This window comes from Microbacterium sp. 1S1, from assembly GCF_008271365.1.
Lineage (GTDB): Bacteria > Actinomycetota > Actinomycetes > Actinomycetales > Microbacteriaceae > Microbacterium.
The window spans coordinates 2210177-2223924 of sequence record NZ_CP043430.1 but is presented as its reverse complement, the minus strand read 5'-3'; the positions used below and the strand labels follow the sequence as shown (position 1 = coordinate 2223924).

At 71.1% G+C, this 13748-nt stretch carries 10 protein-coding genes; 5 read left to right on the top strand and 5 right to left on the bottom strand.

Annotated elements, in window-relative coordinates:
* The first annotated feature begins 37 nt into the window (after nucleotides 1-37).
* Nucleotides 38-463 carry a DUF6325 family protein gene (locus tag FY549_RS10720; RefSeq protein WP_149085001.1) on the top strand — a complete coding sequence of 142 codons (426 nt, stop codon included), beginning with the start codon at nucleotides 38-40 and terminating at the stop codon, nucleotides 461-463.
* Between the two features lie 13 nt (nucleotides 464-476).
* Here FY549_RS10720 and FY549_RS10715 read toward each other — a convergent pair whose 3' ends face one another.
* Together FY549_RS10715 and FY549_RS10710 are read right to left on the bottom strand one after the other, a co-directional pair.
* Nucleotides 477-2948, bottom strand: a complete 2472-nt coding sequence (locus FY549_RS10715; RefSeq protein WP_259614018.1) for a LuxR C-terminal-related transcriptional regulator — start codon at nucleotides 2946-2948, stop codon at nucleotides 477-479.
* A gap of 152 nt (nucleotides 2949-3100) precedes the next feature.
* The gene (locus FY549_RS10710) at nucleotides 3101-3724 is read right to left on the bottom strand and encodes a hypothetical protein (protein ID WP_149085000.1); all 624 of its coding nucleotides are present in this window, start codon (nucleotides 3722-3724) and stop codon (nucleotides 3101-3103) included.
* Between the two features lie 126 nt (nucleotides 3725-3850).
* Between FY549_RS10710 and FY549_RS10705 the strand changes: the two genes are divergently transcribed.
* The 4 genes from FY549_RS10705 to FY549_RS10690 all read left to right on the top strand — a co-directional run bounded on the left by FY549_RS10705 (nucleotide 3851) and on the right by FY549_RS10690 (nucleotide 8219).
* The gene (locus FY549_RS10705) at nucleotides 3851-4981 is read left to right on the top strand and encodes an AI-2E family transporter (protein WP_200838735.1); all 1131 of its coding nucleotides are present in this window, start codon (nucleotides 3851-3853) and stop codon (nucleotides 4979-4981) included.
* A 126-nt stretch (nucleotides 4982-5107) separates the two neighbouring features.
* A complete protein-coding gene (locus FY549_RS10700; protein ID WP_149084999.1) occupies nucleotides 5108-6787 on the top strand; it encodes a SulP family inorganic anion transporter in 1680 nt (559 codons plus the stop codon).
* Entirely contained in the window at nucleotides 6788-7459 is a 672-nt protein-coding gene (locus FY549_RS10695) for a GAP family protein (RefSeq protein WP_149084998.1), read from the top strand.
* Nucleotides 7460-7502: 43 nt separating this feature from the next.
* The gene (locus FY549_RS10690; RefSeq protein ID WP_149084997.1) at nucleotides 7503-8219 is read left to right on the top strand and encodes a GAP family protein; all 717 of its coding nucleotides are present in this window, start codon (nucleotides 7503-7505) and stop codon (nucleotides 8217-8219) included.
* A gap of 83 nt (nucleotides 8220-8302) precedes the next feature.
* Here FY549_RS10690 and FY549_RS10685 read toward each other — a convergent pair whose 3' ends face one another.
* From FY549_RS10685 to FY549_RS10675, 3 genes are all read right to left on the bottom strand, one after another.
* Nucleotides 8303-10846 (bottom strand): LuxR C-terminal-related transcriptional regulator, encoded by a 2544-nt coding sequence (locus tag FY549_RS10685; RefSeq protein ID WP_149084996.1) that lies wholly within the window; start codon nucleotides 10844-10846, stop codon nucleotides 8303-8305.
* 131 nt (nucleotides 10847-10977) lie between these two features.
* Nucleotides 10978-11958, bottom strand: coding sequence for an FUSC family protein (locus tag FY549_RS10680; protein ID WP_149084995.1), 981 nt, complete (start codon nucleotides 11956-11958; stop codon nucleotides 10978-10980).
* 109 nt (nucleotides 11959-12067) lie between these two features.
* Nucleotides 12068-13741, bottom strand: a complete 1674-nt coding sequence (locus FY549_RS10675) for a SulP family inorganic anion transporter (protein WP_200839145.1) — start codon at nucleotides 13739-13741, stop codon at nucleotides 12068-12070.
* Nucleotides 13742-13748: the final 7 nt, after the last annotated feature.

Sequence of the window (13748 nt, the reverse complement as noted above, 5' to 3'; positions counted from 1 at the left end):
TCGGGGAACGAGACGGATGAGACCGACAGGGGTGGACATGAGGGGTCGTGCGCTCGGCGACGTCGCGTTCGTCCTGGTCGAGCTGCGCCGCGAACGCCCGGGGCCGCCCGTGCTGGAGCCCCTGCTGCGGCAGGTCGAGGCCGGCCGGATTCGGGTCCTCGACTTCCTGGTCGTGCGCCGCGATGCCGAGGGACACCGCATCACGGAGATCGACGCCGAGGATTTCACCCTCGCGGGCCTCCGCCTCTACGCCCCCGGGCTCATCGCGCTCGACGACGTCTCCCACTTCCTTCCCTGGGTACCGTTGGGGTCGACGGCCGCGGTCGTGCTCGTCGAGCAGCTCTGGGACGTTCACTTCCTGCGTGAGGTCGAGGAGGCGGGCGACCGGGTACTGGCGAGGCAGAGCATCCCGTCCGCGATCGCGAACGTCGCTCTCGTCGGCACCCTGCCCTCGCCTCCCTGATGCGGTCCCGGCATCACACCGTCACGCGCACGGCCTCGCGCCGCGACGTCACTCCGAGCTTCCGGTAGATCGCCCGCTGGTGCGTCTTGACCGTGTTCACCGAGACACGCAGCTCCGCGGCGATCTCCGGCAGCGTCCGCGCCGTCTGCATCTGATGGAACACATCGCGTTCACGCTCGGAAAGACGATCCGTCACGCTCCCCGCCGCGTCCACCGTGAGGCACCGCCCGATGAAGTCCTCGAACTGCGTGCCGTGGTGCAGATGCGCCCTGACCAGCCGGCGCACCTCGGTCTCGCCCGGGCCGAAGAGCACGAGGAGGTTCTCCGAGGCGGCGACCGCGAGCGCCGCCTCGCACAGCTCGTGGGCATCCTCGTGATGCCCGGACGCCCGCCGGAGGACCGCCGCAGTGATGAGCGTGGCCGCCTTGACGTAGGACACCTCTGTGGAGGCGCGCATCGCGCGAAGCATCTCCAGAGCCGCCGCGTGCTGCTGCGCTCGCCGCAGGACGCCCGACAGGGCGACACCGACCAGCGGCAGGTCCGTGCCCACGTACTTCCTCGCGATGCGCAGTGCGCGTTCCCTCCGGCCCACGGCCTCCTCGAGCAACGCCACGGCGGACTCCCGGAACGCCGGCCACGCGACCCCCTGCACCGGCTCGATCGGAAGCTCCTGGACGCCGATCGCCGCCCGGCGGCACATGCTCACGTCTCCGGTCAGTGCCGCGGCGTACGCGGTCATCATGCGTGCATGGCCCGCAAGCCCGCGCCCGGCACCGGCCACGTCGCGAACGGCGTCGAAGAGCCGCACCGCCTCCTCGGCATCGCCACCCCAATAAGCGACCCATCCTGCGGCGGACGTGCCGCTTCCTCGGGCGAAGGTGTTGACCGGGAGCCGGGAGTCCGCGTCGCGGCCGTTCTCCTTCAGCACGGAGTCGGCCTCGGCAAGGCGGCCGGAGGTTGCCAGACCGTACGCGAGGTGACCGAGGGCCCGGGTCGTCAGTTCCGCGTCGCCCGCGTCCCGCGCTTCCCGCGCCGCCGCGGAGAAGTACTCGACCGCGATGTCGGGGGCTTCGCGATGGTGCAGCGCGGCCCATCCGAGCAGATGGTTGAGCGCCACCCGTCCCCCGTACATCCCCTGATCCTCAGCGTTGAGCACCGCCTGGATCTCGGGGCCGGAGACAGCCTTCTCGACCGAGGACTCCGCAAGGAGCAGGCGCACGATGCTCAGCACGGCCGGTTCGGCGTGCACGTGCGCCCGGTCGAGGATCGCCTCCGCGCGTCGGCACAGCTCGCGGGCCACGCGGTGGTCTCCGAGGACATCGCTGGCACCGGCGCGGACGAGGAGCAGGAGCGGATCATCCGGGGTGTCGCGCAGGAGCATCGTCGCGGTCCGCTCCACGTCGCTCGCGGACGCTGCGACCACGAGACCCAGCCAGTGGCGGAGCAGGATCTCTCTGGCCTCCGCACGATCTCCGGCACGGCGGGCGTGCGTGACGGCCGCGATGGGATCGGTGCGCTCCAGTGCGCGGGCGGCACGGCGGTGCACGGCGACGTACCGATCCGCGTCGGCGACGGAAAGGTCCGCGCAGCGACGCGCGAACGCGGGATGCCAGCGATACGACGGGCCGTCCGGGCCGTCGAAACGGTCCAGGAACAGGCCGAGCCGGACGCAGCTCTCGAGCATCTCCGCCGCATCCTCCCTGGCGGTCACGAGAGCGGCGGTATCGGGCCTCAGCTCAGCGCAGGCGGTGGCGTCGAGGACGAATGACGCGAGAGTGCCGGGCAGCACGTCCAGCACATGCTCGCGGACGTACTCGCCGAGGAAGGACGAGGGGCTCGTCGCCCCCGCGACCGGGAGGGCACCGCCGATCAGCAGGAGGCGGACGGCGATCGGCCACCCTCCCGTCTCCTCCAGAACCGCCGCGGCGTCGGGACGGTCCGTCGCGGACGCCGAGAGACTCTCGATCTCCTGCCTGGTGAACCGGAGAGTCTCGATGCCGACGAAGCACTCCGGATGCGTGAGGCGATGACGGGAGAGGGTCAGCTCGATCAGCGTGGTCCCGACGAGGATGAGGCGCAGGCCCTCCGGAGCCTGCTCGGCGAGCATGCCGAGCAATCCCTCGCGCCAGGCCTCGCCGGCACGATGGGCATCGTCGACGATGAGGTACACGGGACGCTCCCCATCGTGGAGGGCGGTGCAGATCTCCCGGTACGCCCGACGAGGATCCCCCGGATCGCGCCGGACCTCGAAGGGACGGCCCGAGCGGTCGGCGGCGAGCGCCAGCGCGTCGACGACACCGGACGTCACCAGGGCGGGGTCGTCATCGGAGGCGCTCAGCTCCAGCCAGGCGACATCCTCTCGCGCCGCCGCCCAGGCCGCGACCGCCGTCGTCTTCCCGTAGCCGCTGGGAGCGCTCAGCACCGTCACGCCATCCGCATCCACGGCCGCCGTGATCGCCATGGTCACGCGGTCCCGGCGCAGCACGCCGGCAGGAGGGGCGGGCGGCCGGAAACGCATCGCCGGTCCCGGCCTCGTGGAACGTACGGGAGGCGACATGCCAACACGAAACCACGGGCGGGAACTCCGCCCCTAGCCATCGGACCGGCAATCACCCGGATGAATGTGGGCGGGAAGAATCAGAGCTTGATCGGAAAGGTGGCGAGCAGGACGACGCCGATGACCGCGATGAAACCGCTGAGGCCCAGGAAGACCGTGCGGCGCCACATCGCGCGCTGGTTCTGCGAGAGCGCGGCGAAGAACAGCACGAGCGCGAAGAGAACCGTGAGGAGAGAGTAGTCGTCGCCGCGCTGATTGTTCCGCAAGGCGTCGGCGAACCGCGCATCAGCCTCGGCGGACAGCTCTTCGGCCTCGACCGTTCCCGGAGGGACGTACTCCTCCATCACGAACGGTCCCCGCTCGCTCCGCCCGCCCGCCTCCCAGGCGTCGAACGCCACGGCGAACTCCTCCGTGAAGCGCTGCTCGATGAACGGGACGAGGTCCGCGCGGCCGTCCGCCTCGGCGAGCACCCACTCCGTGTAGAGCGTGAGGTCGTACTGACGTGCGGCCTGCGCCGTCGCCCTGGCAGACGCCGCTTCCACGCGCGCCGACGATGCCTGGCTGAAGGCGATGGACATCTCGCCTCCCCACTTGGACGCTTCGAAACCGCACCACGCCGTGAGCACGGCGGTCACCGACAGCAGGACCACGGTGGCGACATCGAGGAACCGATGCGACGGCCGGGTCTCGCTGTGCGCGGTCATGCACTCATTCTTGGGGCCACCGCCTGTCCCGAGCCGCGACGCTCACCCGGGGCGGGTGACGTCCGATCACCGGTCGGATCGGGCGAGCCCCGGAGGGTCGGCCCGTGCGGCGGATACGCTGGCGGCGTGACCTCGCTTCCGAACTCCCCCGGCCCCGACCGGGACCGCACGATGCCGCCGGCGCTGAAGGTTCTGTTGATCCTGGCGGCAAGCGTCATCGCTCTCGCCGGCATCGCCGTCGCCCGTGAGGTGTTCGGCCCGCTGGCCCTCGCGATCGTCATCGTCGTGATCTGCGAGCCCCTCCGCCGTCCCTTCCAGCGCCGAGGCTGGCCTGCCTGGGTCGGCACGACGGCGGTGATCGTGCTCGCCTACGTGATCCTGTCGGCGATGGCCGCGCTGCTGTGGTTGGCCGGCACCCAGTTCGCCCGGCTCGTCGGCGACCTCGCGTCCCAGGATGACCTCGTGCGCACCGCAGACGGCGTCGTCGTGTGGTTGCAGTCCCTGGGGCTGGATCAGGAGGCGGCGGATGCTGCCGCCTCCGTCCTCGACCCGGAGACGCTCCTCGGCGTCGCGGGAAGCCTGGGTGCCGCGGTGCTGGGCGTGGCGACCGCCTTGTTCTTCGTCTGCGCCTACATCATCTTCCTCGCGGCGGACGCCGCTCGCTACCGCCAGGCCCGCGCTCTCTTCGGCGCCACTCACGGAGCGGTCCTCGATCGCATCACCCGGCTGCAGACGGGCGTCCGTCGCTACTACGTCGTCAATGCCGCGTTCGGTGCCGTGGTCGCGATCATCGACGGTCTCGCCCTGTGGTGGTTGGGGGTGCCCGCACCGGTGGTCTGGGCCATCCTCGCGTTCGTGACCAACTTCATCCCGAACATCGGCTTCGTCCTGGGGCTCATCCCGCCGGCGATCCTCGCCTTCGTGGTCGGCGGGTGGCCGCTGCTGCTCGGGGTGGTCGCGGTGTACTGCGTCGTCAACGTCGTCCTCCAGGTCCTCGTCCAACCCAAGTTCGTCAGCGATGCGGTCGACCTGAGCCTCACCCTGAGCTTCTTCTCCGTCATCTTCTGGACCTTCGTGATCGGGCCCCTGGGTGCGATCCTGTCGATCCCGCTGACGCTGCTCGTCCGCGCCGTCGTGCTGGAGGGCGATCCGGGCGCCAGTTGGGTGCGCTGGATCAGCGGTGATCGCACCGCCCTCCCCGCCCCGCAGGCCGCCGAGCCGCAGGCGCCACCGCGGCGACCGTTCCGACGGCGCTGACACGGCCGCGCCGTTCCGGGGCGGGCGGAAATCACCAGGGCGAGGTTCCGCGTCGCTCTGGCCGCGGACGCGAAGCGGTGCCATCGTGAAGCCGGAACGTGCCGCCGGCCGACGAAGGGAGAACGCATGCCGCGTCCGCTCGCCGGCCTGACCAGGCGCAACCTCGCAACCGAGCTCACCGCGGGGGTCACGCTCCTGGCGATCGCCATCCCGCTCAACATCGGGTATGCGCAGATCGCCGGCCTCCCGGCGACCGCGGGTCTGTACGCGCTGATCGTCCCGACGGTCGCCTACGCCCTCGTCGTCTCGTCTCGGCAGGTCGTCGCCTCACCCGACGCCGCCGCGGCTGCCCTCGTGGCTTCCTCCATCGGCGGCCTGGCGGTCGCGGGCAGCGCCGACTACGCCACGCTGGCCCTCGCCCAGGCGATCCTCTGCGGCGGGATGTTCCTGCTGCTCGCCGTCTTCAAGCTCGGATTCCTGGCGAACTTCCTCTCCAAGCCGATCCTCGTCGGTTTCGTCGGCGGCCTGGCGCTGGACATCATGGTGAGCCAGATCGCGAAGATGCTCGGGGTGAAGATCGACTCCGGAGCGGAGTTCGTCGACAAGACCGTGGCGTTGATCACCGGTTTTCCCACGCTCAACGGGTGGTCCGTGCTCCTGGCCGCCGCCTCCGTCGCGGTGCTGCTCCTCGGGAAACGCTACCTCCGTGCCGTCCCCTGGGCTCTCGTCGTCCTCATCGCAACGACGGTCGTGGTCGTGCTCACCGGCCTCGACGGGCGCGGGGTGGACGTTCTCGGGGAAGTGCCCGCCGGGCCACCGGCGCTCACCTGGCCGGTCATCGACTGGTCCCTGTGGCTCGCGCTCGTCCCGTCCGCCATCGCGCTGACGCTGGTGACCACGGCGGAGGGTCTGCTCGTGTCCCGGTCGTACGCCGAGAAGCACCGCTACCCGTTCCACGCCAACCGCGATCTGCTCGCTTTCGGGGTCGCGAACTTCGCCGCGGGCGCCCAGGGCAGCTTCGCGGTCGGGTCGTCCACCTCCCGCACGGCGGCGATGGATCAGGCGGGGTCGCGCACGCAGCTCCCGGCCCTCGTGCTCGCCGTGGGCACGCTCCTCCTGCTGCTGTTCGGCACCGCCCTCCTCGCCGACATCCCCTCTCCGGCGATCGGGGCGATCGTCGGAGTGGCGATCATCCCGCTTCTCGGTGTGCGCGACTTCATCGCCCTCTGGCGCTTGGACCGCTTCGAGTTCGTCATCGGCGCGGTCTGCTTCCTCGTGACCCTTTTCGTCGGCTCGATCGCGGGCATCGTCGTGGCGTTCGTGCTCGCGCTCGTCAACCTCGCGCAACGGGCCTCCCACCCGGCGATCGATGTCCTGGAATCCTCGGGTGACCCCGGTGAGTCCCTGCTAGAGGACGCCCCCGCCGGCACGACGACCGCCCCGGGCGTGATCGTGGTGCGCCTCGCCGCCCCCCTCTTCTTCGCCAACGGTGCCGTGTTCTCCAGTGCGGTGAAGGAGGCCGTGCGGGCAGCGGGCACCCCCTCCGTGCGGCATGTCGTGATCGACATGGAGGCCGTCACCGACGTCGACGTCACCGGGGCCGAGGCTTTCCAAGCGCTGCGGGAGTGGCTCGACGCTCAGTCGATCTCCCTGGCCTTCAGCCGCGTCCGGCCCAACACGCTCCACCGGCTCCGAGCCCTGGGACTCCTCGACCGGGAGACGGTCTACGCGACCAACCGGGCCGCCATCAAGGATCTCGCGTCGACCGACACCACGTCGCCGGCGCCGAACAGGAAGGGCGACTGAATGGGTGCCGTCATCGGGGAGATACTCCCCCTCGCCGTGGGAGTGGCGATCAGCCCCGTGCCCATCATCGCCGCGATCCTCATGCTGCTGTCCCCGAAGGCCCGCGTCACGAGCGTCGGGTTCCTGATGGGCTGGGTCGTTGGCATCGTCGCGGCGGTCACCGTGTTCACGCTGCTGTCGGCGGTGCTCCCCGAGGAGGATCCCGATGCCTCCCGCCCCGTCCGGGGCGCTATCCAGCTCCTCCTCGGTATCCTCCTGCTCGTGCTCGCCGTCGGGCAGTGGCGGAAGCGCCCGAAAGCCGGACGATCGGCCGCCCTTCCGCCGTGGATGAAGGCGATCGACACGATGTCCTTCGGCGTGGCACTCGGACTGGGACTCCTCCTCTCCGCCGTGAACCCGAAGAACCTCCTGCTCGCGGCCGGCGCCGGCGTCGACATCGGTGCCGCATCGCTGGACGTGGGTTCCACGATCCTCGTGATCGCCGTCTTCACGCTGATCGGGGCGTCGACGGTACTGGTGCCCGTCATCGGTTACCTGTTCGCGGCCGCCCGGCTGCGGGCTCCGCTCGACGCGCTCCGCGGATGGCTCGCCGCCGAGAACGCCGTCATCATGGCCGTGCTGCTGCTCGTGATCGGAGTCTCCATGATCGGCAAGGGCATCGGCAGCTTCTGAGCGCGGCGTACCGGCGCAGCGAGTGGCCGGGAAGGAGGGACGTATGGGCGAGCTCGTCGTCTCGCTGCTCCCCGTGGTTCTCGGGGTGATCCTGAGCCCGCTGGCCATCATGGCGCTTGTGGCGGTGCTGGTCTCGCGACGTGCTCGCGCGAATGGAATCGCCTACCTGCTGGGCTGGCTGGTGGGACTCGCCGGCCTGCTGGTCGTGTACCTCTGGCTGTTCCGCACGGTCGCCGTCCACGAGCGGCTCGAGCCGCCGCTCTGGGTTCCGCTCGTGCGGCTCCTGCTGGGGGTCGTTCTCACGAGCGCCGCGATCTGGGTGTATCGCAAGGGACGAGCACGAATCGTGGCGATGGCCGGGGCCTCGTCGCCGCGAGAGGTGGTCGCCGCCTCCCCCCAGCTTCCGGGATGGCTGCGCTCGGTGGAGTCGTTCCGGCCGGGTCGCACGTTCCTGCTCGGGCTCGCCCTGTTCGTCCTCAATCCCGTGGACGCGTCCTGCGCGGTCATCGCCGCCCTCGACATCTCGCTGGCCGACGTCGGTCCCCCCGCGACCGCTGCCACCGCCGTCGTCTTCGTTGTCCTCGGGGCGCTGCCGATCGCCGGCCCGGTGTTGTACGTCGTCGCCCGTGGCGCGGCCGCACAGCCGGCGCTGGACCGTCTGCGAACGTGGATCGCCGGGAACACCCATGTCCTCAACGCCGCCATGCTGCTCGTGATCGGAGGGCTGCAGCTGGACAAAGGGCTCACCGCCCTGGTCTGACGTGGGACACGCGACCTCGACCTGGAGGCACACCTGGCGGCAGCCATGGCCCGCGACGGACGACCCTGGCGGCGCCCGCGCCCTCAGAGCAATCCGAGGGCGTGGGCGGCCGCCGTCACACCGTCGCGATCCGAGACACCCAGCTTGCGGTAGATGTTGCGGACGTGGGTCTTCACGGTGTTCGGGGAGATGTACTCCTGCTGGGCGATCTGCCGCAGCGTGGCATTCCGGCTCAGCGCGGCCAGCACGATGCGTTCGCGCTGGGTGAGCTCCTCGTCGACCAGGACCCCGGCAGCGGCGAGCCGTTCCCGCACGCGTCCGGCGAGGTGCGTGCGGGCCCCGGGCGTCGCCCTGGCGGTCAGCAGACGCGAGACGACAGGGCCGGCTTCGGCGACGCGTCGCACGTGGTCCTCGGGCTCCGCCAGAGCCAGGGCGGTCGCGAGCGCGATCTGCGCACGGTCGGGCTCCCCGTCGTTCACATCGAGCTCCGCTTCCACGAGCCAGGCGTCGACCATGGATGCCGGGAGCAGACACGGCACGGAGCCCTCCAGCACGGGAGCGAGCGCGCCGCGCGCGATGCCGTCGCGGCGATCATGCGCGGCCGCGATCGCACGGAAGACGAGCACGTCTCCGACGTCACCCAGAGCCTCCTCGACAGCGGAGATGAACCGGTCGCGGAGCGTCGGCTCCTGCAGCCGATCGAAGGCACGCACCGCGAAGGCGCCCATCATGGCGTACCAGTGCGGCGGGAGTGGCAGATCGTCCCGCGGAGTCAGGGTGTCGAGGAGAGCGACCGCGGCCTCGCGGGGGTCGAGGATCTGGTCGACGCCGAGGAGCGTCCGCATCCCCCGCAGCCCCCGGGAGATGGCGGCCTCCCCGCCACTCGAGATGATCTCTGCTGCCGTCCGCAGGGTCTCTCCGGCGTCGATGGTCTGCATGCTCTCGTAGGGCACCCAGAAACGCCAGACCCTGGTGACCTCGAAGAACGGGCTGTCCGGCGCGCCGAGTTCGGTCCAGCGCCGCTCGAGCGCCGTTCCCGCCTCGATCGCGTCGCGGAGCCGGCCGCGGAACAGCCCGGCCGTAGCGAGGACGGCCTCCGCCTGCAGCTCCGCCGCACCGGCCCCGATCGCACGGGCGAGATCGCGCGCCGTGCGGGCGGTGGCCTCCGCACGGTCGAGCATGCCCACGTACAGCTCCGCCGTCGCGGCCTCGAGCAGCACGTAGGTGTCGAGCTGGTCGTCTCCGCTGAGGGCACCCAGGTCGGCGTCCGCAGCGTCGAGGATCTCCGCGATTCTGCCCCGCCGCAGCGCGGTGTGCAGCTCGATCCCGACACGCCAGCGTCGGTCGGCCTCGCACTCTTCCGCACCGATCGGTGGCACCACGATCGCCGCCGATGCGTCACCGCACGCGAGGTCCGCGGCGGCGGCGAGCATACGCACGGTGGGCGCGGCGTGCAGCGCCACGGGCAGCTCTGCCATGGCCTGCCGCACCGCATCGGCTCGCCCGTCGAGCACGAGCTGCATCCCGCACCGGCGCAGGACGCCGGCGGTGCAGGACCCTTCGCCACCGCGGATGGCGTGCTGCAGGGCGAGGAGCGGCTGCTGCTGCGCGGCGAACCACTCCGCCGCAGATCGATGCAGTCGCTCGACCCGGTCGGCGCCGCTGGCCCGCAGCCGTCCCAGGAGGAACTCCCGCAGGAGCGGCGGATAGCGATACTGGGCCGGGTCCGCGCCATCCCGCTGCGTGAGCACCTGCATCCGCAGCAGGCGGTCGATCAGGGTTGCCACCGGGGAACCGCCGGAGAGCACCGACGCCAGCTCGGGCGTGAACGCCTCGGCCACGGCCGTCGTCTCCAGAAAGGTCCGCAGAGGAGCGTCGAGCTCTCCGAAGAGCTCCTCCAGGAAGTAGTCCGCGACTCCCGGCGCGTCCCCGCGAAGTGGATGAGTGAGGACGGACTGCTCACCGGCGGCGTCCAGCACCATGAGCTGCAGCCCGGCCGCCCATCCTTCTGTGCGTGAGAGCACCGTGCTGACCTCCCCCTGGGAGAGCCGGATGCCCCGCGCCCTGAAGAAGTCCCGCACCTCGGCAGGGGTGAACGCGAGTGCATCGGCATCGATCTCCAGTGCAACGCCGGCGAGGCGGCGGCGGGCGAGCGGGATGGCTCGGATGCCGCGACCGGACAGCACGATGTGCACGTTGCCCGGAGCGCTCTGCACGAAGGCGGAGAGCAGCTGAGCCGTCTCCTCATCCTCGACACGATGCACATCGTCGATAACGACGACGATTCGGTTCCCGGCCTCCTGAAGGGAGCGCGCGAGCGCTCGTGCCGTGGCGACGGACCGCACGGGCGGCACGCGGTCCAGAGCCCTGCGCAGAACCGGGTCGTCGATGCGCTCCAACGCTGTGCGCACGAGGGGCAGATCGGCCTCTCCGCGCTCCAGCGACACCCAGACGAGCTCGACGCCGGGGTCCGCGCGAAAATCGCCGGCCCACTGGGCGAGCATCCTCGTCTTGCCGGAGCCGGCCGGCGCGCTCACGAGCGTGAGCGTCCACGGCCCGTCCATCGCGGATGTCAACTTGGAGATCAGCCGCTGCCGCCGGACGTCGCCCTTCACCGGAGCGGGCACCGCACTCTCGCCGATTCCCGCCGTTCCTGCACCACGTAGCACTCGAAACCCCCCGATTCCGATCCTGCTCCCCCTCGCGGGCAGTCTATTCCCCCCTGAGAGCGGTCCCGCAAGAGGGACGCGCGCGGCGCTCACTGCGGGTCGTTCGCGGCAGCGGGCCGCCGCATCGCCAGCAGAACCGGAACGAGGGCGCCGAAGAACAGGGCGATCGCAATCCCGAGGAAGGTCTCCACGGTGCGCTCGAGGAATCGAGCGGACGGCGAGGCCGTCGAGGTCGACAGGAGCAGGGTGAGCACGAGGAAAGTGGTGAAGGCCGGCGCGACATACCACCGGCTCTCCTGCATCGCGCAGAGGGAGCCGACCGCCACGGCGATCGCGACGCCGACCGTCACGCCGTTCGGGGACAGGACGGCCAACCCCGCTGCAGCCGACGCTCCGACAAGTACCGAGCCCGCGCGCCCGACGCTCCGTAGGACGAGCTGGCCGCGGACGGGCCGCATCACGAGCAGCACGGCCCCCGTGGCCCAGCCGACGTGTTCCAGGCCGGCGGCGAAGCCGACCCCGGCCGCCGTCGCCGCGGCCGCACCGAGGAGGATGCCGTACACGACCATGGGCCGACCCTTCGGCATCGCGGATGCCGAAGGGGACTTCTCGGCGCGCTCCGGCCACAGCAGGCTCACCAGCCATGCGTACACCGACCCGGCCAGGATCGCCGCGGCCAGCGAGACCGTCGAGGCCGAAAGGGGGAAGCTCAGACCGATTCCCACCATCGGCAGCACCAGGGTCAGGGCGAGTTGACCGGCGCGCCCCCGCCCCGCCCCCACGCTGGCGAGCACGGACAGACCGGCCACCGCGAGGACCGCGAGGATCGGCGCGAGCGCGAGCGTGGCTCCCAGCAGGAGGCCCAGCGCTACCAGGATTCCCAGCGCCGGTATCGCGATCCTCGCGCGGCGCCGCGGGGGCAGCCCCATCGCCGCGGCCGGCAGCACCCCGACGCTCAATGCCAGCGCTATCCGCGGATCGGCCGGAGCGATCGCGAGCGTGGGCGCGGCATAGAGGACGCCGAGGCCGAAACGCGACCACTGCCAGGTCAGCGCTCCCCGCACCGCCACCCCGGCCTCGCTCCCCTGTCGCCCCTGCGGCTCGGCATCCCGTCCCCCCCGTCTCGATGAGCTCCTCGCGTGATCGGTGTGGTCAGCCTAGGCATCGAGCACGGCGGCGTCAGCGTTCGTCGGGCAGTTCACCCGGGTGAACGCCTCCTCCCGCGGTCATGCCCGCGGACGCAGCCGCCAGCCCGACGTCCACCTTCGAGTGCACGCGCCCCTCCGCGACGAGCGCCGAGTACCAGGACGTCCGCGCGGCCACGACCGTCGCCTGCGGCGGGAGAGCCGCGCAGTGGAGTCGTACACCGAGTTGTGCCAGTTCCCTGTCCAGCGCCTCCAGCGCATCGAGGACGGTGATCGACATCACCACCTGCTGCGGCAGCCCGAGCACCACGGCATTCACCGGCCCGTCCTCCGACGTCACGGTCTCGATGACGAGCCGTTCGTTGGCGAGCGCATTAGCGGAGTACAGCCCCCGCTCCAACTCCAGACCGAGCGCGCTCCCGCGCCGCCCCACCACGCGGACCCGGGGGATGTTCAGCTCGCGAAGCACCAGGACCAGCGTCACCACCACGCCGACGGCCACGGCGGGGAGGAGCCCCGCCGTCAGTCCGATCGCCGCGACGGCGGTAGCCACCCAGAAGTCCATCGTACTGATGCGCGCCCACCGCACGAGCTCGGGGATGTTGATGAGTCCGGCCACCGCGGTGAAGACCATCGCGGCGAGCGTCGCCTCGGGGAGCAGACCGAGCACGGGGGCGAGGAAGAGCGCGACGAGGACGGCGAGCGCCACCGTCGTCAGCGTCGCGAGCTGGGAACGGGCGCCGGCATCCTGGTTGACGGCGCTCTGCGAGAATCCGCCCGCCGCGGGCATCGCCGCGAAGAACGCACCGATGGTGTTCGCCGCCCCGGTCGCGAACAGCTCCTGGTCGCTGTCGATCTGCGGCTCACCGGCCTCGCGCATGCTCCGAGCGACGGCAGCGGACTCGAGGAAGGCCATCACCGCGATGGCGAGCGCCCCGGGCACGAGCGCGATCGCCTCCGAAGCGTCGGGGATCCCCGGGGCGGGCAGACCGCCGGGCACCGGCGCGATCAGGTCGACGCCGAGATCGTCGATCCCGCCGAGCCCCACGAGCAGCATCCCCCCGGCGACGACGACGAGCGTCCCCGGGACCCGCGGGGCGACGCTCTTGAGGAGGAGAAGGGTGGCGATGGAGCCGACCGAGAGCAGGACAGTGGGCACGTTGACGCTGTCCAACGCTCCGCCGACGGCGAAGAGCGAGCGGAGGAATCCGTGGCCGGAGAAGTCCAAGGACTCTCCCAGGAGCTTCGGGAGCTGCCCCACCGCGACCGTCGCTCCGACGCCGATCTTCAATCCCAGGACGGTGGCTCCGCTGATGTTCTCGACGACGGAGCCGAGACGGCACGCGCGGGCCAGCAGCAGCACCACTCCTACCAGGAGCGTCAGCATCATGAGCGAGCCGATCGCATCGTCCGCCCCGGCAGCGACCCCCGCCGACACGAGGGTCGTCGCCGTGAGGGTGGCGATGGTCGAGGTCGTCGACACGCTCATCGCCCTGCTGCCGCCCAGGAGGGCGTAGACGAGCATCGGCACGATGCACGTGTAGAGGCCGACCTCCACCGGGAGGTTCGCGATCGTGGCGTACGCCATGGCCTGTGGCACCACGACCGCACCTGCGGACAAACCGGCCATCACATCCCGTACGATCCAGCGGCGCCGGTAGCCGTGCAGGGTGCTCAGCAGCCAGGACGGTCTGCGCACTGCGCTCATCAGGGCT